We start from the raw sequence: 21,534 nt of genomic DNA on the forward strand, positions 1-21,534 counted from the left end.
GCTAGAACACCGGTAGAGAATCATTTTGTGGGTCACTTTCGATGGAGTGGAACCTTCCTGGCGGTTCCGGACACTTCAGGTATGAGCATCCCCGCAAGCGACGCCGATGAGTGGCGCGCTGCCCGATCGGGAGACGGCGAAGCGTTCGCGCGTGTCTTCGATCGGCATCAGTCCCGCGTCTTCCGTCACAGCCTCGCACTGGTGCCGAGTGTCGATGACGCCCAGGATGTGGTGGGGATCACGTTTCTCGAGGCGTGGCGGAAGCGCGCGAGCGTGCGCTTCGTGAAGGGGTCGCTGCTGCCATGGTTACTGGTGACCGCGACGCACTCCTCGCGGAATGTCTCCCGGTCGGCTCGCCGGTACCGAGCCCTCCTCGAGCGGGTTCCCCGGTCGGCTGGGGTCGCCAGCCCGGATGAGCTGCTCGACGAGGGCCCCGCGGTCGCCGCCCTTCGAGACCTGGCGTCGCACCATCGCGACGTGATCACCCTCTGCGTCATCGAGGGCTTGAGCGAGGTCGAGGCCGGAGAAGCGCTTGGCGTGCCCCCGGGGACCATCAAGTCGCGCCTGCACCGCGCGAAGAAGGCTCTCGCCGCTCGCCTCCGAGCGCCCTCCCTCCCCACGACCACGACGAGCGCGATTAGCACGACCAGCCCGACAGGAACGAGTGGACGACGATGACATCCCCCGGACAGGACCAGACCACGGCTCTCCGCCGCCTCCTCGTCGAGACGGTCGAGCAGAGCACCGCACCCGGGCCGGCTCGGGCGCGAGGCGCGCTGATCACTGGGCTCGTCGCCGTTCCTCTCGCCGCCGCCCTCGTTCTCGGGGTCGTCGTTCTCGACCCGGGGGCGGGCAGTGCGGAGGCGTCTGAGGCGTTGCGGACTGCGGCCGATGCGACCATCACCGTGGAGGATCCGATCGTCGGTGCTGGTCAATATCTCAAGATCACGACGGAGGCCGCCTACCTCGCGTACGAGGTCGACGCCGACGGCGACTACACCGCCTACCTCGCCCCAAGCATCACCGAGGTATTCATCCCCGCCGACGCCGACACCGACTGGGTGCAGCGGGTCACTGCTGAGCCGGCCACCGCGTTCTACGGCGAGGCGTCGCGAACGGCGGCCGAGCGCGACTGGGCTTCGACCGCGCAGAGCGGAGTCGTGCAGACCACGAAGGATCCCGAGGGTGACTTCGCGCACGCCGCCGAACTCGGCGGCGAGGTCACCGAGGAGCCGCTGCCGACCGATCCTAGGGAGGCGCTGGCCGCGCTGCGCCGACTCCCGTGGGGCGACGGGACCGATGCGGGTGTGCTCTCGGGCGCGGCGGAGCTTCTACGGTCCGGCATGCTGGCCGGAGCAGAGCGCTCCACGCTCTACCGCGCTCTGGCGATGATCCCCGGAATCCGCATCGCCGACAGGAGCGCCGTTCTCGACGGCCGGACCGGCATCGCCTTCAGCCTCGACGCCGACGTGAACGTCCCCGAGATCGTCATCGACCCCACGACAGGACTCTTCATCGGAGAGCGGACCCTCACCTCCTCCGACCAAGGCGCGATCCCCGCCGGAACCGCGGAGCAGTACACCGCCGTCACGACCACCGTCGTCGACAGCGCACCCTGAGCCGCCGGCGTCTGGAATTCGCAGGGCGCTCACGTCGACGCCTCTGCGGGCCTCCCGTTCAGGGATCGTCTACCGGGACCCATGAATGGCCTGTCGAGGGATCGCTTGATTGCCGGTGCAGGCGCGCACAGGCCGCCCGTGCCGATCTTTTCTCAGTGGAAGGCGCGGTCGAACAGGTCGATGAGGTCATCGGCGAGGGCGGCTGCATCCCGCCCGCCCGCCGCGCTCTGCAATGCGCCTTCGCGGACCAGGGCGACCAGGCCGTGTGCGAACGCCCAGCTCACCAGCGCCATCGGCGGCGGTGTCCCCTCTGGCGCCGGTTCCCCTACGTCGTCGGAGCCGGTCGCCGAGGCGAGGAGGGCGATGCTTTCCGCCTGAGCGTCACGCAGGGCGGAGTCCTCCGGATGGAGTTCACTCGGGCGGAACATAAGCTCGAACAGCGCCGGGTTCTCCAGCCCGAACCGCACGTAGACGCGCCCCAGTTGACCGAGCAGTAGACCACCGGCCTCCTCCGCTTCGCGGAGCCGAGCGGCCAGGTCCGCGAACCCCTCCACGGCGACGGCGGTCAGCAGCCCTGCCCGATCGCCGAAGAAGTACTTCGGCGCAGCGTGGGACACCTCCGCCCGCCGCGCGATAGCGCGCAGGCTCACGCGGGCTAGGCCTTGCTCGACCAATTCGACCCGGGCGGCGGAGACGAGGCGGGCGCGGGTATCGGGGGAGGGTGTTTCAGTGGTCACGAGTCGAGTCTGCCACAGCGCTTGACACCGTCAACCCGACAGATCATGCTAAGACCGCTTGACACCGTCAACCATGGAAGGACACCCTATGACCGACCTCACCTCTGCTCGTTTGCAGGCCTCCCGCGGCAGCATCCGCTCGCTCGCCTCCGCCGCCTCCCGCGACTCGATTGCCTCCGCAGCCAGCGCGGCCAGCGCTACCTCCGCCGCGTCCTTCGGCTCTGCTTTTAGCGCGGCCTCGTTCTTTAGCGCCGTCTCCTTCGCCTCCGCGCTCTCGATCGGGTCGCTGTTCTCCGTCGGCTCCATCGGGTCCGTGCTCTCCATCGGGTCCATCGGCCAAGTCGGCGCCGTCTTCGGCGTCCCGGTCCTGCCCGCCCTGCTCGTACTCCTCGCCGCCCTCGCCGCGTAGCCCGCTGCCCCCTCTCGACAGACCGTCACCCTCGACAGAACAGGACATCTCGTCATGTACCACGCGCTCGTGAAGCGGCTCGCCGCCCGGAACTTCGACCTCATCAACACCCACGGCCACGCCGAGCTACTGGCGTCCTGCTCCGACGACATCAGCCACCGCTTCGGCGGCGATCACGCCCTTGGTGGGCAGCGGCACTCGAAGGCCGCCCTCGCGCTGTGGCTCGACCGCCTCGGCCGGCTCGTCCCCGGACTGCGCCTCACCGTGACGGACATGTGGGTGGAGGGCTGGCCGTGGAGCACGGTCGTGTTCATCCGCTGGACCGGCGCTGCGACCTTTCCCGACGGCACCCCCTATCGCCAGCACGGCGTCCACATCGTCACCCTGCGCTGGGGCAAAGTCACCGCTATCGACGCCAATGAGGACTCCCAGGCCGTCGTCGAGCTCCTGACCGCCCTCGCCGCCACCGGTATTGCCGAAGCCGCGGTGGACCCGATCACAAGCTGATGGGCCAGTGAGGCGGCGTCCCGGAGGGGGACGGGTCAGCGGTACTGGTCAGCCGAGGTTGGTGCGCATGATCGGTCGGCTGGGAGAGGTGCGTCCGATCTCGTGGAAGCCAGCGGCGGTGAAGGTGGACACGGTTCCGGTGAAGAGCGCGGAGGGCGAGGGCCGTGTGGTGGACATGGTGACGTCGACGGGGTGCCCGTCAAGGAAAGATGCGCCGTTGGCGCGAGCGTGCTCGATGGCAGCGAGGAGGAGGGCGGTACCCACACCGCGGCCGCGGGCCTCTCTCCGGAGGTTGACGCAGGTTACCCACCAGGCGGCAGGGTCTTCCTCGAGAATGCGGGTCAGCGCGGTGTTCCCGGTGATGCCAGGGAGCGTGTGGCGGGGAACGACCCGGGTCCAGCCGACGGGCCGATCGTCCGCATAAGCGAGCACACCGATCGGGACAGACGAATCGCGCAGCTCTGCGCGAAGTGCGTCCTCGTTCGTCGCGCGGTCATGATGACGGAACCTCTGACACCAGCAGGAGTCGGGCTTCTCGGCGCGAGGTCCGAACGCAGTTCGCACATCGGCCCACTCTCGCTCGGTCGCAAGCTCGGTTCGCAGCGTCATGCAGGCATCCTTCTTTTCAGTTCGAGCGTCCGGTAGAGAGGCGCTCACCGCATCAGTTCACCGAGCGGGATGCGCCGCGCTTCGGCGCGGGCGGCAGTGTCCCGTAAGACCCGCCCGATGAAATACCCGGTGCCGGGGCGGCTATCGGGACACTGGAACGGTGGATCAGACGGCGATGCTGCGCACCCGAGACGAGGCTCTCAACGACCTCGAGCAGCAGCTGCGCTCAGAGGTGGACGTCGCGGGGGAGAGGATCGTGCGGACGGAGAACGGCTTCCGGCTGCAGGAGACGGAAACCTTCACGGTCGAGGTCTGGAAGATGCTCTTCAACTGGCGACTCGTGGTGATGCCGCCGAACCAGCAGATCGAGACGACCCACGGGTACTGCTACTTCGGCACCGGCCTCGAGAGCTTGGCCCACGCGGCCGCCGCCGGCCTCCAATGGGCAGACCCGATGAACACGGCTCCGGAGGGGTTTGACAAGCAGGCGTTCTGACGCCGGTCTAGATCTCGGTCGCGGCGCGCTCGTCAGGCTGGGGGAGTGCCAGCGCTCGGTAGAGGGTGGCGCGGTCGACGCCGAGCTTGCGTGCCACGGCTGCCTTCGGGACGCCGGCGGCGATGTCCACTCGAGCTACAGCGACCTGTTCGGCGTCGAGCCGGCGTTGCCGGCCCGTGTACTTCCCCGCGGCCTTCGCGATGCGGATACCCTCGGCTTGCCGCTCTCGGATGAGGGAGCGCTCGAACTCGGCGAACGCGCCGAGCAGGTGCAGCATCAGCTGTCCGAGCGCGTCGTCTCCGCCGGGTCCGTAGGTCTGCTGCTCCTTGATGAACTCGACGGAGGCGCCCTTCGCGACGATCTCGTCGACGACGTCGCGGAGATCTCGCAACGAGCGCGCGAGGCGGTCCATCGACGCGACTCGGACGCGGTCGCCGTCTCGGACGTAGCGGATGCAGTCCGCGAGGGCGGGTCGGTCGGTGCGGGTGGCGCCGGACACCTTCTCTTCGAGAATCTGGTCAAAGATTCCGGAGGAACGGCTGCCGGCCGGATTCAGTCGGGGCGTCGGTCGGGCTGATGAACTTAGATTGCTTCGAGGGCCCAAATAGCATTCTTTGCGGTTGAGCAAGGGTAGCTGTCGATCTCCGGCGCGGCAGAGGGCCGGCATTCAGCGCATCGGCGTCGGATGATGGTGTCTGTGTCCGTATTGAGGACGTTTTCCGGCCGGTGGCCGTGGAGGATGATCGCGAGGCTGGCGACGAATCGGTCCCCGCTGACGAGTGCACGCCGGAGGGCTTGGGCGCGGCGGCCGAGGTAGTTGTCTGGTCCATTGCTTGGATGCTCTGCAGGTGTTGCTGCCGGTAGAGCGGTGAGGTTCGGTTCTGGCCAGGAGCTGGTCGTGGTGCTCGCGTCGTAAGGGGTGTCGAGTTCGTCGAAGCCCATCGACCAGTCCGGGAAGCGTCGTTGCTCGTGGATGCTTGTCCACACGGTGACGACGTGTTCGTGGCGAGGGTCTGCGCTGATGCGTTCGTAGAGCGCTCGGACGGTCGTCTCGTCGCCTTCGAGTAGCTGCATGACGTTGCGGCCGCGGAACACGAGCATCCCGGAGACGGCGTAATCCGTGTTGTGAGCGCGACTGGTCTCGAGAAGCTCTCGAACCTCCGCGTCGGTGAGAGTGTCCAGGAGAGTGCTGACATAAACGACGGTAAAGACCATCCCGTTCTCCATTGAGAGCGGACGGTCGTCGGAAGTGTCGAGCGGTCCGGCAGCGGGAGAGTTTGCTGCGAGTGCGGTGCGGGCGGCGGAGGCGGCGCTCGGAGCGGTCTCCAGGGAAGGAAGAGTGTCGGCGTCGGGGAACTCGAGCCAGACGAGGTCATCGCCGCCGCGGATGTCCTCACCGACGACAGGGGTCGCATGCAACCAGTCGCGGCGCCGATGCATGTCAGCGACAACCGCGTCCTCCTCAGGAGCCTCTTCTGAGCCGGTGGTGTCGGTCATGAACAGTTGACTGGATGGTGTCAGGAGCAAGCTGACGGTCGTACTGTCGCCGTTCTCGGTAAGCACGGGGAAGACGACGCTGTCGGTGCGGCCCCAGACAGCGAGATCCTTCGCGTATGAGAGAAGAGCGTCAGCGACCGTGTCTCCGACTTGGAAGGAGGCGCTCGCGTAGTGGATCTGCTTCATCTGATCACTGTGCGCCGGAACCCGCTCTTTCGTCAGGGGCTGGCGCGTAGCCGGTTCCGCGTGCACGGGTCCGAGCATGCGTGTGTCAGCGGTCTGCGCGGGGGATATCGGTGGTCGTTCCTAGCCTGCTGTGCAGGCTCGATCACCGGATCGTGGCTTCTCCGACATGGAAGGACCATCGCTCCTCTTGGGCACGCTGCACCACGGATCCCCGCCCGTTTCCTTCACCTTCGGCGACCGTGCTCTGGCGCATCTACAGGTCGTCATTCTCGCGAAGCTGCGCCGAGGAGAAGGCTTCGGATTCCACATTCCCGCTGACGCAACCCTCGGGCGGGGTCGGCTCACGCTCTGGACCCACCCCTCCACCCCTTTGACCTTCACCATCCGCAACACCGCCGAGGTCACCATCAACGCGGCCTGGGTGCGTGCGCTGATGGAGGAAGCGAACAGCAACCGAGGCTTGCGCTTGTTGCCGGAGCCGCCGGCCGACCCCTCCACGTCGTGATCGACGCGTCGGCTACCAGGGAGATGGAACCACTGGAAGGGGGATGCGGGCTCTTCGACATCATGATCGAGTAAGAAGGTGGAACTTTCACCTCCTTCGATCCCCGATGACGCTTCCAGGGACCAGGCTCTGCGTTCGATTGTCTACTCCAGCCGCAGCGCGACCGGCTTCCAGGACGTCGACCTTGCCGGCCTTCTCGCGCAGAGCCGCACCAACAACGAGCGCCTCGGATTGACCGGAATGCTCCTCTACCGCGACGGCCGCTTCCTGCAGCTCCTTGAAGGCCCGACCGGCGTCCTCGAGGAGCGCATGAGCGTCATCGCCGCTGACCCCCGCCACCACGATGTCCGTACCCTCCTGTCCGAACAGCTCACCGGTCGACTGCTCCCCTCCTGGACGATGGGCTATCCCACCGTAGGACGGGCTGAGATAGACGACATCCCGGGATACCGGCGCACCTTTGAGGACCTCGATACCGATACCGACTCCAGCCTCACGCTCCCGGCTCTACGCGAGTTGACTCGCTGGTTCCGAGACCGCACGCACTGAACCGGACGATCCCGACCTCATCTCAAGAAGAGGAGCGATTGCGCGCCGCATGACACTGGTGACCTCTACGGGAGAATGACGAGCACGGGATCGACGGTAAGCACGATCTCTCGAACGGCGGCGTAAGTCGGCGCGGGCTGACCACTGGACTGGGTCTCTGCGATGGTGAGCCGGTGCGGTGCGGCCGAGCTTGGGTGTAGCTCTGCGAGCGCGAGGTGCTCGTCGAACTTCGACGGTTTCCATGCCGCGTCCCACTTGCCGCGCATCTCGTCACGCGGACCTGATTTGCCGCCTCCGACGTCTACCTGTCCAGTTGAAGTACAGGAGCCGCAGCGCCAAGTCTCAGAAGGGGGCGAAAGGAACCTTCCTGCGTGCGCTTCGACCGGGTTGCTTGACGCTGTTCCGGGGTACGCCCGGACCACGAGGCTCTGTCTGGCCTGGCTTTCACGCCCGGGCCGTACCGGCGAGCGTCGAGGTATCAGGGTGCTGGTGGAGACGTGAATCGTCGTGGGTGGGTGGTGAGTCTGACCGCCGGAAGCGCCGCGAGGTCGGGGGAGACGAGTCCGATAACGTCGGAGTAGTGGTCGAGGGACTGCTGGCGCAGGAAAGACCAGCACTTGAGCGACGCGGGCCGCCCATCGAGGGGGAGGGGGGCCGCTTCTACGACGATCACCGTCTGCGAGCGGTGAAGGATTCGGGTGGGGATGCGGAGGTCGCACCCGTTGACGGTCCAGTTGGAGACGGCTCGGAGGCGCCCGTTAGTGGAGTCCAGCCCGATGGTTAGCACGGTGGTGAAGTCCTCGGATGCCGCGCCCATCCCGATCTGGAAGTCGGTGGTGGCGCCGTCGAGGATGAAGGCGGCGTCGAGCCCTCGCCGGTGGCGGATGGTGAACGTCGACACCAGACGACCGCGTCCGAACTCACCCGCCTGGTCGTAAGCATCGTGAACGTGTTCCTGCGCAGTTCTGTTGTCCACGGGCACCTTCTTCGTCGAGGCGCATCATCTCCGATGAACCGACGAGAGCCTAGACGCAGGTGATGCCTCCGGACGTCGGCATTCCGCTGTGTCACGACAATTTTCGATCTCGGGTGCATGGGTTGACGGCTTCGTGGTGTGGTGGCTCACTGGGGTGTGATGTGGCGCGAGGTTCTGGACGGGGTAGTCGACATAGCCATGGCGGCGACTGATCGTGTGCTTCTGCGTGACGTGGAGTCGCTCGCAGAGGGGCTGGGAGCGGCGGCATGGGTCCGTGGGTTGCAGGGCGGCCGGTGGCGGTGGGCGTCTGATGCGTCCTGGGATGCCCGATCTGTCGGGGTCGATCCGGCGCTGTCCCTGTTCTTCTTCGGGTCGGCCGAGAACGTGTATCCGGCGGCTCAGGATCTTGTCGCTCGTTTCAAGGCGAGGGGCCTGCGTCGACAGGGCGTTGATGCTTCGTGGATGACGTGGACTGGTCGCGGTTGCCCGGTGTCGCCGACCTCGGGTTACCACAGCGACTGGATCCTGTGGAACGGGCGACATGCTGCGTTGTCGTTCAACGTTCGGCCTGTTGATCGTTCTGATCCTCATCCACTGCCCGTCTACCTGAATCTGCGGATCGAGCGAACTGACGTTTCACCTGCGTCCACGGGGCTGATGTCCGTGGATGCGGGGTCGGTGGCTCGGGAGGGGAGTGATCTTGCTCGGTGGTATTTGGCCGGCGATCCGAGCCTGTCACCCGTACTCTTGAACCTGTTGCAGAGGGATCCTGATGCGGCGGTCGCGGCGGCTGCCCGCGCTGAGGTGCGTCGCCGTCTGAGTAGTCGCTAGTTTTCGCGTGCTGCCGTCTCGGTGATCAGCTGTTGGGAGAGGGCGAGGTAGTCCTTCAGCTGGGTTTCTGTGCGGTGGGAGGCGAGGTCCGCGGCCGTAGCGGGCACGAAGATTCCGCTGGTAGAGCACAGCAGGACGCCGGAGCGGGCGAGTCCGATGGCGGTGCTTTCATCAAGCAACCAGACGTTCACGCCGGTGGTCTGGATACTCTCTCGCACTTCTCGTTGACGTCGGCCGATGTGGCGGACGACATCAGTGCGTACGCTGACGAAGCTCACCGTCGCCAGGTCGCGGCCGATACTGCGCATGACCGCATCGGAGAGCGGGCCGGCCGCCTGTTCAACCAGCTGCTTTGCAAGCTCTACCGCAGTCATGCTCTTCTCTGTCTCTTTGAGGTGAAGCCAGCACCGGTAGCGGTGCTACCGGATCAGTGATGCGTCGGCTGGTTGGTCGAGGTCGAGGGTGAGCCGGCGAAGTTGTTCCGCAGATTCGTCTTCGATGCGTTCGAACTCCAGCTGTCGGATGCGGGCGACGGCTATCAGAGCGAAAGACCCTGCGTCGAGATCGACGGGGAGGAACTGTCAGGTCTCCATGTCGGTGGCGAGTTTGTGACGGTTGCCGTGGAAGGCGCAGATCAATCCGTCAGGCGAAGGGGTGTCATCGAGGAACACGATGAGTCGGAGCACGATCCCCACTAGCTTCTTCCCTCAGGGGTGCGGTCAAGGCTGGCCTAGTGATGGCCCCCCTCCAACACGGAGTCTTCGTGTCAGCCGTCGAGTTCCGCAGTGGCGAGGCCGTAGGTGATGTCCGGGTGGTCGACGCCGGCGTACATGAATCCGAAGGGGTTGTCGCCGCCGACGATCGCGTTGTAGACCCCGGTGACAGTGAACTTTCCGGTGATGGGGTCGATCGGGACTGTGGGTCCTTCGTCGCGGCGCAAATCGACCCGGTTCGGTGAGGGGGTGGAGAAGCTGAGGATGACCGTGTCGGGCAGGGGTCCGCCGGTTACGGCGACGGTTCCAGTGATCGCCGGGAAGAGGACGAGGTCGCTGCTACGGGTTCCGCGGTATTGCACAGGATTGAAGTTGATGGAGCCGGAGCGCGGCTGCGGGTTGGTGACGCTGATGCTGGCGGCGCCACTGGTGTAGCCGTCGGCGGACGCAAGGACTGTCCCGGTGCGCACCGCGGATGGGCAGGTCACACCAGACACCACAAAGGTGCCGTCTTCGGCAACGGGGACTGAGTTGGGTCCGGCGAAGCCATCGCTGTAGGTCAGCAACAGCAGCGCCGGGTAAGCGCCCGTCGAGCTCGCGGACACGGAGCCGGTCAAGGCGATGTAGCCCAAGCCGGACGGGTTCACATACTCCGACGGAGAGAAGGTGATCGTCCTACCGGTGGACGCAGCGACGGATGGCGTCGCGACCGCGACAGCGACGACCGGCATGGCCCAGGCCGCGCCCTTCACGACCTGTCGACGCGTCGCTCCCGAATTGACGTCGGACATGAGCTCCCCTTCGTGGTTGAGTGAGATCTGTATAGCGTTCGGTACAACCCAGAACGACTCGAAGCCGTCGGAGTGCGCTGAGCCTGACAGGACGCGGCAATAGGCACATTGCCCTCACGGCAGAAGGCCCACGAACACGGGTGGTCTCAGCCGACGAGGTGGCGCTCGACGCTACGCACGAGGGATCTGCGCGCACCGTGCCGCGAGCAGTGACTCGCAAGACGGCCTCAGACGACTGCGAAGTCGGATCTCAGTGCTGATGCTCTGCGCCGTGTAGTGGACGAGCTCCTGCTGAGCGTCAACTACACGCAGGTTGGTGCGTTGTCAGAGGTTCGCTGTTGGTGACTCGTCCGGGGAAGTGCTGACACCGTTGACGGCGGCGAAAGGGAATCCGAGCGTGGGGAACCTCACGCGGTGCTCGTGATGGTGGAGCACGTCGGCGGCGAGATCGCTGATGTGTTGAGCCAGTCCGGTATGGATGGCGCCGGGTTCTGCGAGGGCCGCGATGAGGTCGGTGAGCGCGCGGCTGGTGGGGTCGAGGGCCATGACAGGCTTCTCCGATGACGAGACCCGTGGGTGTGGAGGTGGGGGTAAGCCCGACCTTCCAGGGCGGGCGGCACGGGTCTGGTGCAGGGCGCTATTCGAGGCTGCCGCGAGAGTACGCCGATCACTGAAGCGCCGCAGTGCCATTGACAAACGGCCTCCCGTAGGACGATTCAGCACCACGATCGCGCGTGCAGTGAGCAGGCCTGTTCCCGGGGTGGTCGCACGCCGCTGCTACTAGGGTCGGGTCACCGTCATGCGAGGACGTAGGTGCGGATGTTTTCGGCGATGTCGTTGCCGTCGATGACCGCGAACCCCGCGATCGATCCGCCCGGGGGGAGGTCGAGGGTTGAGTTGGGGAAGTGGGCGAGGAGTACGGTGCCTCGAAACTCGATCCGGTTGGGGTCGTAGTAGGTGTGCGTGCCTCTCTCGAACTCGAAGGTGTACGCGGTGGCTTGGTCATGGGTGACCCGGGCGATAAAGTACTTCACGAACGTGCCGCGCGCATTGCTGATGCGCAGGCCGTAGGAAAACCAACCGTCGGGCTGCTCCATCGGCAGACGGTCCCCCAGCTCGAACATCACGTTCACGTCGGCGCCCTCGAACTCGACCCAGACACCCAGGAGCTCGCGCGGGCCCGGTGTCGTCATCTCGACACCCTGGAGTCGACCGCCGCAGTGGGCACGGATCGCGAGGCTCGGAGGTGGATGGTGGTCTGCCGTTGCGGGTCGATGGGATGAGGGGAACGAGTCTGGTCGCTTGAAGGGGACCCAGTTTCCCTCTCGATGGTGATGAGTCCCCTTCTTCTTACGCGTGAGCGGGCTAGTCGGCGTCGCCGCCGGACGCGGTGTCGGTGTCGTCGTCGTCCTCGACTGAGCTGTCAGCGTCCGTGCCGGACCCGTCGGGTAGAGCGTCGACATCGGTGTCGCCGGCGTCGCTGTCTGGTGTGGTGGTGGCGTCTTCTTCGGGGTTGAAGTGGGAGCCGTCGGGGTCGTAGCCGACGGCGAGGCCGTCGGGGGAGTTGGGGATGGTGCCGTCGGTGCCGAGGCCGTCTGTGGTGCTCATGAGGGTCGTCCTTCTGCGTGGAGGGTTAGAGGGTGCCGGTGGTGACGGCGTTGACGGCGTCTTCGCGCGTGGGGTACTGGCCGATGCGGAGTTCCTGCGCGTCATACGCGGTGTACGTGTCGCCGTCATGGGTCGCGTGCCCGAGGAGCATGTTCCCGTTGCCGGCGAGGATCATCCAACTCGTCTCGCTGGTCGCGGTGACTTCGACAGGCGCCGACGCCTGCGTGGTGTGCTCCGCGGGGGTATCGCTGGTGGAGTGCTCGTCGTTCATGCGGGGAACCCTTCTGGTGTGGTGGCGTCCGGCGAGGAGAACCGGTCGGTATGCGTCGGCGTGCGGTTGATGTCGATGACCTCGTGGCCGAGGGTCTCGGTGACGTGCTGGTGCTGGGCGACGGTGTGTATCTGTACGGTGACACGTTCGACGGGAACAACTGCCTTGGTCAGGTTGATCTGTTCTTCGTGCAGAATCACGACGAGAGGATCCGGGGGCGTCGAGGCGTCAGCGGAGAAGACGGGCTCGTCGTTGACCGCTTCCCGGGTGATGCGGATTTCCTCGTGTCGGACCTCGACGGTGATGGTGCGTTGCTCGGTCACGATGATGCGCTCGATGGTGACGCGTTCGGTCGCGTACCGCTCGGTGGAGACGTCGAGGCGTTCCTCGTGGAGGATCACGTCCGCGGAAGGTTCGGGGGGCGTCGTGCTCACGAGGAGCACTCAGGGCTGGGAGGTGTGTGCATGGTTCTCCGATGGGAGGAGTGTTCCCGCCAGTGAGGCGAGGTGGTGTCTAAACACGACTGGCCCCACTCGAGGAGCGGGGCCAGCCGTGTCGAGGGGGGTTAGCGGGGGCGGCGCGCGGTGGTCGCCGGGGCGGCCTGCTTCGCCTGGTCGGCGGCGCGCTTCGCCTGCTCGGTGACGGAGGGGGCGTTCTGCGCCTCCTGCTGGATCTTCGGCGCCTCCTCCTCGGCCTTCGTGAGGATCGCCTCCCAGCGCTGCTGCATCGGCTTGATCAGGCCGCCGCCGGCGCCGACGATGATCACGCCCGCGATGATCGCGAGGACCGCGATCAGGATCGGCGTGGTGACCGTCGTCGCGACCTCGATCTGGTTCAGGGCCGCGGTGACCCCGAGGAAGAGGATGAACACCGCGACGATGTTCCCTAGCACCTTGCCGTAGGAGAGGCCGCCCAGGGTGTTCTGGATCAGGCCCTTGGCGCCCGCGGCGATCGCGGCGGCGAGGACGACGATGATGATCGCCACGATGATCTTCGGCAGGAAGCCGATGATGCCCTGCAGCAGGTCGCTGACCGGGTTGGGGCCGAAGACCCCGAACGCGAACTGCAGCACGAAGAGCACGAGCGTGTAGTAGATGATCTTCGACACGATGTCGGACGCGTCCAGCGTCGAGTTCGCGAGCGCCTTCTTGATGCCGCCGCGCTCGACGGCGCGGTCGAAGCCGACCTTGGTGAGCAGGCGCGAGAGGCCCTTCTCGATGAGCTTGGCGACGATCAGGCCGACGATGAGGATGAGCAGGAACAGCAGCGCGAGCGGGACGAACGCGATGACCGCGGCCAGTCCGTTCTGCAGAGCGGCGGGGAAGTCCATAGGTGGGCCTTTCAGGCGCGAGTCCGCGGGCGGACGAGTGTGGAAGGTGTCTGGGGGCGGTGCGGGTGGTGGCGGCGGCCCGGTGGGGTGCCGGGCCGCCGCCGGTGGCGACTAGGAGCGGGTGTCGCGGTCGACGATGCTCTCGTCGGACGTCGTCGTGGTGGGGTCGACGAGCTCGATCTCCTCGTGGGAGACGTCCTCGGTGACCTGCTGCTGCTCGGTGACGGTCTCGGTGCCGAGGCTGACGCGCTCGACGGGCACGGTCTCCTTCGCGGTGACGACGCGCTCACCGGTGAGGATCACTTCGTGCTCCTCTTCGCTGAGCTCCGGGCCGGAGAGGGCGTCGCCGACGTTGGCGTCGGTGATCGCCTCGCGGGTGACGCGGACCTCGTCATGGCTGACCGGGACGGTCTTGGTGACCTGCTCGGTGACGATGTGCTTGCGCAGGCGCGCGCGCCCGGCTTCGACCTTCTCGGTGCCCACGCGCAGGCGCTCCTCGGAGCGCGTCATCGCGTCATCGGTCGTCGGGCCGGAGGTGTCATAGCCCTCGGTGCCGGCGGTGTTCTGAGTGCGGTCGGTGTCCGCGGTGCGGTCAGCGTCCTGGTCGTACAGGGGCGCCTCTGTCGGAGTGGCGTAGGAGTCGCCGCGGCCGTAGTAGCTGTAGAGCGTCTGCTCCTCGTCGGCACTCAGGGCGCCGTCGTCGTCGACGCGGGGCGCGTCCTTGACGAAGGCCTTCTCGTAGCCGACGCGCAGGACGCCGCCCTCGAAGGTCGCATCTTCGAGCGGGGCGAACGACTCGCCGGAGCCGAACAGACCGGTGCGGATGGTCACCCAGGTCGGGGTCTGCGAGTCGTCGGCGACGTAGATTTGGCCGACGGTACCGATCTTGCTGTCGTCGGTGCCGCGCACGTCGGCGCCGATCAGGTCGTTGATGCTGCTGCTATCAATCATGATGTGCTCGCTTTCATCCGGGAATTAGCCGGCTCGGGATGGAGAGTGACAATTAGTTGCGGGTATGAGGTCAGTGAGGTCGGGGGAGTAGCCCGCGAAGTTCGATGAGAAAGCGGAGGATGATTCGCCGCTCACCGGCTTCAAGAGACGTGGCGATGCTGTGCAGTGGCGTGCTGAGTGGATCGCTCAGGCGCGGGTCTCCGTGCTCGACGGCTAGGTGAAGGGTGACCTGGCGTCGATCGGTGTCGGAGCGTTCGCGCCGAATCAGCCCGGCATTGGTGAGTCTGTCGAGTACGTGCGTGACAGCTGCTGTGCTGATCCCCAGGTAGCGGGAGAGCCCGGTGGGTGTCGCGCTCTGCTCAGCCTGGCCAAACTCTTCGATGTAGACGACGGCCGCCCGTTCCATCCCCCGGAGTCCGATTCCTCGAACCTGCTGCCGGGAGGCGATAGTTTCGGCCACTCGCAGTTCTTCGACCGCTCGAACGAGTTCGTCAACGGTTGCGGCGTGGACGGCGTCGTGCATCAGAGCCTCTTTCCTGGTGACCGGCCAACGGGGGCATCCCTCGAGAACTGCTCCCGGGAGGAGGGGTGTTAGCGGGTGCTCTTCGCGGCGACGGTGGTGCGGTCACGGCGCGAGAGAACGCTGCGAACGCCCAGGGTTCCACCGAAAGCGGCGAGGATCGCGCCCAGCAGGAGTCCGACGAAGGCGTACCAGGACGCGGTCTGTGCGGTTTCCGCGGCGTCATCAGCGACCTGTTGCGCGTTGTCGAGGGCTTGGCCGGCCTGATCCTGGGCGTCCTGCACGTCTTCCTCACTGACAGCGCCTTCGGCATCGTCCGCGACCTGGTTGAGGTCGGTTCCCGACGCAGCCTGCGAGGCGGAGGACACGACGCCGCCGACGATTCCGCCCGCGGCACCGAGAACCCCTGCGCCCAGCCCGACGACTAGGGCGAGAGCGACAACGAGGGAGGTGGCCCAGGTGAGGAAGCCGTGCAGCAGGCCGCTGCGAAGTGCCAGCGCGCCAGCGACGAAGCCTCCGGCGATGAGGGCAAGTGCGAGCGCGATGATGCTCCAGATGCCGGCGCCGAGACCGGATCCGCCGAGGCCTATGCCGGCCGTGACGAGGGAGAGCAGGATCGTGACGGCAAGGAAGGTGATGACGCCTGCGACCACGGAGCCCCAGGAGATGTTCGAGTCGCGGCCGCCGCGCTCGGTGCCGATCAGCGACTCCTTCGCGATGTCGTTGTCGGTGGTGACGGCCCGAGCCGTCGTGCTGGAGTTCGTGTTGTGGTTGGCCAAAACTACCTCTCATCAAGCATGAGCACGCGAGGGCGCGACAGCCGCAAAACCTGCTTACAACGTAAGCTACCAAAAAATATTACGGCGTAAACTGGGCTAAACTGAAGATGTGTGTGGTGCTTGCGTTTCACACGGTCGTCCTGCTAGTGGGGCGATCGGGTACTTCAGGAAGGTGTTCTCCGTGGCGGACTCGAGTAAAGAAGGCCAAGCGAGCCCGGGTGGAGGGAAGCTGAGCCGGGAACTGATCGTGACGACTGCTCTCGATCAGATCGATCGCCTTGGCGCTCAAGGTCTGTCGATGCGGTCGCTAGGTCAAGAGCTGGGCGTCGAGGCAATGTCGTTGTACCGGTATGTGCACGGCAAGGAGGATCTGCTCGAGGGCGTCATCGCGATGCTGATGCGAGACCTCACCGAGCGCCTCGTCGAGGCGAAGGGCCAGCACTGGCAGGAGTTCCTTCAAACGGTCGCGCACGAGGTGCGGCGTATCGCCACCGACCACCCTCGAGCATTCCCGCTGGTCGCGACTCGGCATCCGGCCGCGCCGTGGCTGAGGCCGCCGTTGCGGAGCATCGAGGTCGTCAACACCTTCCTCGAGGCGCTGACCATCGGCGGATTCACCGACGAGCAGGCTGTTGGCGCGTACCGCGCGTTCAGTAGTTTCCTGCTCGGCCAGCTGCTTCTGCAGTCAGTCGTTCACGGGGCCGAGGCCGGGCCGGCGGAGGAGCCCCTCGATGAAGGCGACGCAGACATCCCGCAGGGCGACGGCAACGTCTCGCTGGACATCGCTCCCGAAGTACGTCGACTACGTGTTCTGCTCAGCGAAGACCGTAGCGACGAGGAGTTCGAGATGTCCCTCGAAGCACTCCTCGATCGCCTCGACCGCGAGCTGTCGGAGTAGCCGTCGATCCGCAAACGCGACGCGGTGGCCGATCGTTGCCGACTGGCAGATGTTCATGACGCCGCTTCCTCCGCGCCGTATTCCCGCGAGTAGTGCGGATGGGGCGCGTCGAGACAGGTCGCATCCGCCGGCAGGTAGAGATGAGCGGAGCGTCGTCGCGGACGGCTTGCTCTCGCCGCTCGTACCGTGCAGGACCACCTGACTCGATTCTGAGTTGGTCGAGGAACCACTCATCGCGGTCAGAGGACGACGAGGCCCTCAACGACGGCTTCGGCGATGTCGGAAACGCGGGATTCGTGGGAGCGGGCGTACTGGCGCAGCAGCCGCCAGGCGCTCTCCATGTCGACGTTGCGGCTGTGCGCGATGATGCCCTTGGCTTGCTCGATGACGATGCGGGCGTCGAGGGCGTGCTGTAGCTGTGCGCGGGCGAGGGAGGCCTCTCTGATCGCCTGCTCCTGAACGAGACCGATGGTGGCGACATCGGCGATTGTCTGGGCGACGAGGACGTCCTTCACCTCGAATATGCCCGGGCTGTCGCTGAAGAAGTTCAGCGACCCGATCGTCTTCTGCCGCAACCTAAGAGGCACGGCATGCACCGACTGGTAACCGGAGTCCTGTGCGGCGAGAGCGAACGCGGGCCATCGAAGCGTGATGTTTTCCAGGTCGCCGGCGGTGACGACGCTGCCGGATTCGTAGGAGTCGACGCAGGGGCCGTCGCCGGCGGAGAGCTGGAGGACCTCGATCAGGTGGAGGCGTTCGCTGGTGGAGGCCATGACAACGAGGTCGCCGTGGGAGTCGGCGAGGACGAGACCTACGTCGACGGCGTCGAAGATCGCCGCGCATCGGTCGACGAGGTCGTGAAGGAACTCGACCACATCGAAGTCGTCGACGAGGGTGTCGGCGACGACGGTCAGAGTCTCGAGAAGCAGTTCAGTGCGTGCAAAGGCGGGCATTGGGGTCCTGCTTTCAATGATCGGGGTCGGGGGAGTGGGAGGGGCCGGGGGAGAGATCGAGGCGGCAGGCGACGATGTCGGCAGCGACGGCTCTGACTGTGCGTGAAGTTCGGAAGGCGTGGGCGCGGAGAAGGAGCAGTGCGTCGGCGGGTGTGGTCTTGGTCTGGCTGATGATCATGCCGGTGGCCTGGTGCACTTCCCGGCGGGAGAGGGAGGGATCTCGCGAGGCCGTGCCGGCGTGTGCGTCGGCGAGGGCTCGGGCGATAACTGTTCTGCCCAAGAGAGTCGCGATGCTCTTGGCGAGCTGCAGGCTCTCCGTGCTCGCCTGCGCCGAGGTGGCGCTGAACAGTGTGATAGCCCCGATGTGGAGGGGGCCGAATGACAAGGGGAGGGCGAGCACGGAGCGGATGCCGACGCCGGCCAGCGCGGAGGCGTAAAACGGCCAGCCAGCAGCAGCGTCGCCGTCGACGAAGGGTACGGCGATGGGGCGGTGGCTGTGGAAGGCCTGCCAGCTCGGGCCCTCGCCGAGATCGAGCTGCGTCTCATCCAGGGAGGCGCCGAGGTCACTCGTCGCGGCCAGCGTTTCGATATCGAACGGAGAGCCCAGCGACGCGGCGGCCGCGTCGTCGAACGGCAACAGCTCCAGGAGCGAGGAGAGCAGGGTCGAAAGGTCATCGGGTTCGCTCACCGCGGGCCCCCCGCCCGCCGGAGTTCAGAGGTGATCCAGTCAGGACGACAGCCCAGCTGCTGACAGCGACGGGAGCTGATCGCAGATGCTTCCCTACGCCGGCGTTTCGGACGTGGGAGATATAGATGCCGCCGAGGTGCGACCTGTCCTCATCGCATGGCAGCGGGTTCACGGTTTGCCTCGTCCGAAAGGTTCAAGCCCATACCGCTGTGGGAGCTCGCGACAAGGTGCTCGATCCAGTCGCGGTTCACGGAAGGGAGCCGGGTGCCGGAGTAGTCGAAGTGCAGGGCTACACCTGTTGTGATCCAGATCGCCTGACGGCCGATTCCGGACCCGTGACCGGGCAGCCATGAGAGGTAGAAGCACTCCGCTCGGCGCAGCTTCAGGCCGACGACGATCTGGAGGTGGACGAGGAGACGGTCCTCGAACTCGAAGGTGCGGTGGTCGTAGCGCAGAACGCCCATCCTGGAGAGCTCCTTATGGTGAAGGGTTCGCCGGGTGTCAGGGGCGGGAAATGCCTCAGTGTGACAGGTTTGCACTCTGAGCGCCCGCGTAGTCAGGTGCCGAGATTGGTTGGAGCCGATGCTCCTTGTTGGTGCATCCGGAGGGTCGTTTCCCGTGCGCCCTGATCTGGGGGCGGCGGACACAAAGTCGCAACCTCTACCGTGAGACTAGCGACCCTGATCCTGCTGCTGTCCTCCTAAACGGATGAGCGAAGGGCGCGGACATGCGCGATCGTGCGGCAACGGCCAAGCCTCAAGTCTCCTCCTACTCGACGGAGCGCGCAGACCCCCAGGACGCTCTGCTGGAGCTTCTTGAGGCGTTGCGAGAAGTGGGAGCCATTCATCCTGGTTTAGCGGCGCTTGTTCGCGGGCACGCCTACTCGCTTCTGTGCTCCTCCGATCGCGAGCAGCCTCATCGAGAACCCCCGGCCGACCAGACGCCCGCCCCTGCGGCCATCCAGGTAGACAGCCCCGTCGACACGATGTAGCTCACCCCTTGCGGACAGCTTGTCATGGCCGACTGCGCGCCGATTATCGGCGACGGTTCCGACGCGATAGGAACAGTTCCCGAAGGAGAGGGCGCGTCCGGCCAGTCATGCACGGCTGCCTCCTCGAGCGCCCGGGTAGCCGGAGCTCCGATGGCAGGACGGTGTCGAGACGGATTCACGAGTCCGACACTACGAATCGGATCACCGTCCCAATAGCCGATCGCCCAGTCGTTCAGCACGCTGCCGCCGACGTCGCAGCCAGTGCGGAGGCGGTGGCGAGCTGAACGGGGGAGGGCCGGCCCGTGAGGGGTGACCCCCCTCACACTCCCCGCCATCTCGTTCCGGGGGCGCGAGCTGCACTCGCGCAGCGGCGACGGAGCGCCGCCTAAGCGTCCAGCCGGCGGTGCCGGCCGCTGATGTTCACCCGATGGGCTCACGTTTCTTTGCCGGGAAGCCTTCGGCGGCTCGTCCGCTTCGCTCCCTCGTAGCCACCTCCGGGCTCCGTTCAAGTGGCTGCGCCACCGGCTCTTCCGAGACTTTCGACACGCGGTCGCTGCGCTCCCTTATTTCGCGCCGAAACTCTCTCCCCTAGCGCCCTGCGGGCGCCTCTCTGGTCAAGCGGCGACGTGGATAGGCTCTGTTGAGGTGGGTTCGGTGAGTGACTTATCCGAAGAGTCGGCGTTGGGATGTGAGCCGGCCGCGCTGGATTGAAGCGTCGTTCCTGGTTGTCCCGCCGGACCCACCGCTGCGCGTAGGTGGTCGGCGACGAGGACGCGGAACACGACCGTTGCCAGGCGCCGTTTCAGGGCGCGGAGCGCTTCCTTGCTGCCCTTGCCCTCGGCGCGTTTGCGCTCGTAGAAGACTCGGCCGGGGCTGGTTTTCATGCTGACTTGGGTGAGCGCGATCACGTGGAGGGCGTAGTTCAGTTGCCGGTCGCCGCTTCGGGAGAGGCGGTGTCGCACGACGTCGCCTGAAGATACCTCGCGAGGTGCGGCGCCGGCGTAGGCGGCGAAGTGGGCCTCGGTAGCGAATCGGGTGATGGGGCCGGTGCGGGCGAGGATTTTCCCCGCGGTGAGCTGCCCGATCCCGGGAACAACGGTGAGGGTGGACTCCGTCGCATTGACCCGCTCGAGGATGTGTCCAGTCGCGGTGGAGATCCGCTTGTCGAGACGGCGGATCTCCGCGACGAGGTCGACCGCGATGAGCCGGCGTGTCGTGGTCATGCTCTCGGTCGAGCGGACCCGACGCAGCAGGGCAGCCGCTATGTCTGCGGTCAGCCTGCGAGGCGCTCCTCCGACGACGAGCAGCGTCATGATGGCGTGGAGCCGGTTGATGGTCTGGGTACGGGTGCGCACGAGGTCGTCGCGATGCTCGGTGAGCAGCTTCAGCTCCGTGGAGGCCGCGTCGACCTGCACGGTTCGCAGCTTGCTGGACGTCGTGGCGGCGACCGCGACCGAGAGGGCGTCGTCCTCGTCACTCTTCCGGCTGTGGCCGGTGGAGAGGACCCGCACTCGTGCGGCGAGTTTCGCGGGGACGTCCCATGCGGTGACTCCGTCCTCGGTCAGCATCGCCGCCAGTGGTGCTCCGAGACCATAGGCGCCCTCAATCGCCCAGACAGGCTCGGGGAAACGGGCCGCGAACCGCCGGAGTTGCCGGTAGCCGGCGCTCGTCACCGGCGCCCGCACGGCGCCGATCCGTTCACCGCGAGGGCCGACAGCTACCGCTGTCCAGCTCTCTTTGTGCGGGTCGATACCAATGATCGTCGTCGACATGTCGTGCCCTCCAGCTCAGTCCATTCAATGGGTTTGGCGGAGGGCAAACCAGCTTCCAGAACGCATCCAGGCCTCTCTCGAGCCACGCCGCCAAGAGATCGTGGATGGCCCGCGCGCCCGCAGGAAGCCAGGCCACAAGAGCCGACAGGTTGCACTAGAGCGAGACCATCCACGATCTGAGGACCACGGGCTGCAGACCCGTCATCCCTGCCCCCATTGAACAAGCTGGTTGCACTGCGCCCTCCGGTTGCCAAGGCGGAGAACCGCCTTCCTTACCGTTATTTCCGTGGATTCGGTGCAGTTGTAGGCTCCGGAACGCGCCAGGGGTCTCGGGTATGGCTGACCGCC

General features: G+C 66.1%; 29 protein-coding genes. 8 read left to right on the forward strand and 21 right to left on the reverse strand.

Annotated features, from left to right (window positions below; genetic code table 11):
• The first annotated feature begins 81 nt into the window (after window positions 1-81).
• Together MT353_RS15505 and MT353_RS15510 are read left to right on the forward strand one after the other, a co-directional pair.
• The gene (locus tag MT353_RS15505; RefSeq protein ID WP_243625151.1) at window positions 82-678 is read left to right on the forward strand and encodes an RNA polymerase sigma factor; all 597 of its coding nucleotides are present in this window, start codon (window positions 82-84) and stop codon (window positions 676-678) included.
• On the forward strand, window positions 675-1,619 hold the full coding sequence (locus MT353_RS15510; RefSeq protein ID WP_243625152.1) for a hypothetical protein: 945 nt from the start codon (window positions 675-677) through the stop codon (window positions 1,617-1,619). Before MT353_RS15505 ends, MT353_RS15510 begins: the two co-directional genes overlap by 4 nt.
• Window positions 1,620-1,771: 152 nt before the next feature.
• On the opposite strand, the gene MT353_RS15515 is transcribed toward MT353_RS15510, so the two are convergent.
• Both MT353_RS15515 and MT353_RS15520 read right to left on the reverse strand, forming a co-directional pair.
• Window positions 1,772-2,356 carry a TetR/AcrR family transcriptional regulator gene (locus tag MT353_RS15515; protein WP_243625153.1) on the reverse strand — a complete coding sequence of 195 codons (585 nt, stop codon included), beginning with the start codon at window positions 2,354-2,356 and terminating at the stop codon, window positions 1,772-1,774.
• A gap of 48 nt (window positions 2,357-2,404) precedes the next feature.
• Entirely contained in the window at window positions 2,405-2,680 is a 276-nt protein-coding gene (locus MT353_RS15520) for a hypothetical protein (protein ID WP_243625154.1), read from the reverse strand.
• Between the two features lie 139 nt (window positions 2,681-2,819).
• Here MT353_RS15520 and MT353_RS15525 point away from each other — a divergent pair, with 139 nt between their 5' ends.
• The gene (locus tag MT353_RS15525) at window positions 2,820-3,272 is read left to right on the forward strand and encodes a nuclear transport factor 2 family protein (protein WP_243625155.1); all 453 of its coding nucleotides are present in this window, start codon (window positions 2,820-2,822) and stop codon (window positions 3,270-3,272) included.
• Between the two features lie 48 nt (window positions 3,273-3,320).
• Here the strand turns inward: MT353_RS15525 and MT353_RS15530 are convergent, their stop codons facing one another.
• Entirely contained in the window at window positions 3,321-3,881 is a 561-nt protein-coding gene (locus MT353_RS15530; protein WP_243625156.1) for a GNAT family N-acetyltransferase, read from the reverse strand.
• 160 nt (window positions 3,882-4,041) lie between these two features.
• Between MT353_RS15530 and MT353_RS15535 the strand changes: the two genes are divergently transcribed.
• The gene (locus tag MT353_RS15535) at window positions 4,042-4,377 is read left to right on the forward strand and encodes a hypothetical protein (protein WP_243625157.1); all 336 of its coding nucleotides are present in this window, start codon (window positions 4,042-4,044) and stop codon (window positions 4,375-4,377) included.
• A 7-nt stretch (window positions 4,378-4,384) separates the two neighbouring features.
• Here the strand turns inward: MT353_RS15535 and MT353_RS15540 are convergent, their stop codons facing one another.
• The gene (locus MT353_RS15540) at window positions 4,385-4,933 is read right to left on the reverse strand and encodes a recombinase family protein (RefSeq protein WP_279400834.1); all 549 of its coding nucleotides are present in this window, start codon (window positions 4,931-4,933) and stop codon (window positions 4,385-4,387) included.
• Between the two features lie 26 nt (window positions 4,934-4,959).
• Window positions 4,960-6,060, reverse strand: coding sequence for a BLUF domain-containing protein (locus MT353_RS15545; protein ID WP_243625159.1), 1,101 nt, complete (start codon window positions 6,058-6,060; stop codon window positions 4,960-4,962).
• Window positions 6,061-6,247: 187 nt separating this feature from the next.
• Between MT353_RS15545 and MT353_RS15550 the strand changes: the two genes are divergently transcribed.
• Window positions 6,248-6,565: a hypothetical protein gene (locus tag MT353_RS15550; protein ID WP_243625160.1), complete on the forward strand. Its 318-nt coding sequence runs from the start codon at window positions 6,248-6,250 to the stop codon at window positions 6,563-6,565.
• A 78-nt stretch (window positions 6,566-6,643) separates the two neighbouring features.
• Window positions 6,644-7,114, forward strand: a complete 471-nt coding sequence (locus tag MT353_RS15555) for a BLUF domain-containing protein (protein ID WP_243625161.1) — start codon at window positions 6,644-6,646, stop codon at window positions 7,112-7,114.
• A 478-nt stretch (window positions 7,115-7,592) separates the two neighbouring features.
• Here MT353_RS15555 and MT353_RS15560 read toward each other — a convergent pair whose 3' ends face one another.
• Both MT353_RS15560 and MT353_RS15565 read right to left on the reverse strand, forming a co-directional pair.
• A complete protein-coding gene (locus tag MT353_RS15560; RefSeq protein ID WP_243625162.1) occupies window positions 7,593-8,090 on the reverse strand; it encodes a hypothetical protein in 498 nt (165 codons plus the stop codon).
• A gap of 827 nt (window positions 8,091-8,917) precedes the next feature.
• Window positions 8,918-9,295, reverse strand: coding sequence for a hypothetical protein (locus MT353_RS15565; RefSeq protein ID WP_243625163.1), 378 nt, complete (start codon window positions 9,293-9,295; stop codon window positions 8,918-8,920).
• A 72-nt stretch (window positions 9,296-9,367) separates the two neighbouring features.
• Between MT353_RS15565 and MT353_RS15570 the strand changes: the two genes are divergently transcribed.
• A complete protein-coding gene (locus MT353_RS15570) occupies window positions 9,368-9,619 on the forward strand; it encodes a hypothetical protein (protein ID WP_243625164.1) in 252 nt (83 codons plus the stop codon).
• Window positions 9,620-9,687: 68 nt separating this feature from the next.
• Here MT353_RS15570 and MT353_RS15575 read toward each other — a convergent pair whose 3' ends face one another.
• The 10 genes from MT353_RS15575 to MT353_RS15620 form a co-directional block, all read right to left on the reverse strand.
• Entirely contained in the window at window positions 9,688-10,425 is a 738-nt protein-coding gene (locus MT353_RS15575; RefSeq protein WP_243625165.1) for a hypothetical protein, read from the reverse strand.
• Between the two features lie 324 nt (window positions 10,426-10,749).
• Window positions 10,750-10,971 (reverse strand): hypothetical protein, encoded by a 222-nt coding sequence (locus MT353_RS15580; protein ID WP_243625166.1) that lies wholly within the window; start codon window positions 10,969-10,971, stop codon window positions 10,750-10,752.
• Window positions 10,972-11,222: 251 nt separating this feature from the next.
• Window positions 11,223-11,618 (reverse strand): hypothetical protein, encoded by a 396-nt coding sequence (locus MT353_RS15585; RefSeq protein ID WP_243625167.1) that lies wholly within the window; start codon window positions 11,616-11,618, stop codon window positions 11,223-11,225.
• A 172-nt stretch (window positions 11,619-11,790) separates the two neighbouring features.
• Entirely contained in the window at window positions 11,791-12,033 is a 243-nt protein-coding gene (locus tag MT353_RS15590; RefSeq protein WP_243625168.1) for a hypothetical protein, read from the reverse strand.
• A gap of 25 nt (window positions 12,034-12,058) precedes the next feature.
• The gene (locus tag MT353_RS15595) at window positions 12,059-12,304 is read right to left on the reverse strand and encodes a hypothetical protein (protein ID WP_243625169.1); all 246 of its coding nucleotides are present in this window, start codon (window positions 12,302-12,304) and stop codon (window positions 12,059-12,061) included.
• Window positions 12,301-12,738, reverse strand: a complete 438-nt coding sequence (locus MT353_RS15600; protein WP_243625170.1) for a YsnF/AvaK domain-containing protein — start codon at window positions 12,736-12,738, stop codon at window positions 12,301-12,303. Before MT353_RS15600 ends, MT353_RS15595 begins: the two co-directional genes overlap by 4 nt.
• Window positions 12,739-12,869: 131 nt before the next feature.
• Window positions 12,870-13,634: a hypothetical protein gene (locus tag MT353_RS15605; RefSeq protein WP_243625171.1), complete on the reverse strand. Its 765-nt coding sequence runs from the start codon at window positions 13,632-13,634 to the stop codon at window positions 12,870-12,872.
• A 111-nt stretch (window positions 13,635-13,745) separates the two neighbouring features.
• Window positions 13,746-14,585, reverse strand: coding sequence for a DUF2382 domain-containing protein (locus MT353_RS15610; protein ID WP_243625172.1), 840 nt, complete (start codon window positions 14,583-14,585; stop codon window positions 13,746-13,748).
• 70 nt (window positions 14,586-14,655) lie between these two features.
• The gene (locus MT353_RS15615; protein ID WP_243625173.1) at window positions 14,656-15,108 is read right to left on the reverse strand and encodes a MarR family transcriptional regulator; all 453 of its coding nucleotides are present in this window, start codon (window positions 15,106-15,108) and stop codon (window positions 14,656-14,658) included.
• A 68-nt stretch (window positions 15,109-15,176) separates the two neighbouring features.
• Window positions 15,177-15,884 (reverse strand): hypothetical protein, encoded by a 708-nt coding sequence (locus MT353_RS15620; protein WP_243625174.1) that lies wholly within the window; start codon window positions 15,882-15,884, stop codon window positions 15,177-15,179.
• Between the two features lie 181 nt (window positions 15,885-16,065).
• Between MT353_RS15620 and MT353_RS15625 the strand changes: the two genes are divergently transcribed.
• Complete coding sequence (locus tag MT353_RS15625; RefSeq protein WP_243625175.1) at window positions 16,066-16,782, forward strand: TetR/AcrR family transcriptional regulator C-terminal domain-containing protein; 717 nt, start codon at window positions 16,066-16,068, stop codon at window positions 16,780-16,782.
• Window positions 16,783-17,021: 239 nt separating this feature from the next.
• Here the strand turns inward: MT353_RS15625 and MT353_RS15630 are convergent, their stop codons facing one another.
• The 4 genes from MT353_RS15630 to MT353_RS15645 all read right to left on the reverse strand — a co-directional run bounded on the left by MT353_RS15630 (window position 17,022) and on the right by MT353_RS15645 (window position 21,186).
• Complete coding sequence (locus MT353_RS15630) at window positions 17,022-17,735, reverse strand: GAF and ANTAR domain-containing protein (protein WP_243625176.1); 714 nt, start codon at window positions 17,733-17,735, stop codon at window positions 17,022-17,024.
• A gap of 13 nt (window positions 17,736-17,748) precedes the next feature.
• On the reverse strand, window positions 17,749-18,423 hold the full coding sequence (locus MT353_RS15635) for a GAF and ANTAR domain-containing protein (protein WP_243625177.1): 675 nt from the start codon (window positions 18,421-18,423) through the stop codon (window positions 17,749-17,751).
• A 149-nt stretch (window positions 18,424-18,572) separates the two neighbouring features.
• Window positions 18,573-18,887 (reverse strand): hypothetical protein, encoded by a 315-nt coding sequence (locus MT353_RS15640; protein WP_243625178.1) that lies wholly within the window; start codon window positions 18,885-18,887, stop codon window positions 18,573-18,575.
• A gap of 1,141 nt (window positions 18,888-20,028) precedes the next feature.
• Complete coding sequence (locus MT353_RS15645) at window positions 20,029-21,186, reverse strand: IS110 family transposase (protein WP_243625179.1); 1,158 nt, start codon at window positions 21,184-21,186, stop codon at window positions 20,029-20,031.
• Window positions 21,187-21,534 lie beyond the last annotated feature (348 nt).

The sequence above is a fragment of the Rathayibacter sp. VKM Ac-2927 genome (assembly GCF_022815525.1).
GTDB lineage: Bacteria > Actinomycetota > Actinomycetes > Actinomycetales > Microbacteriaceae > Rathayibacter > Rathayibacter festucae.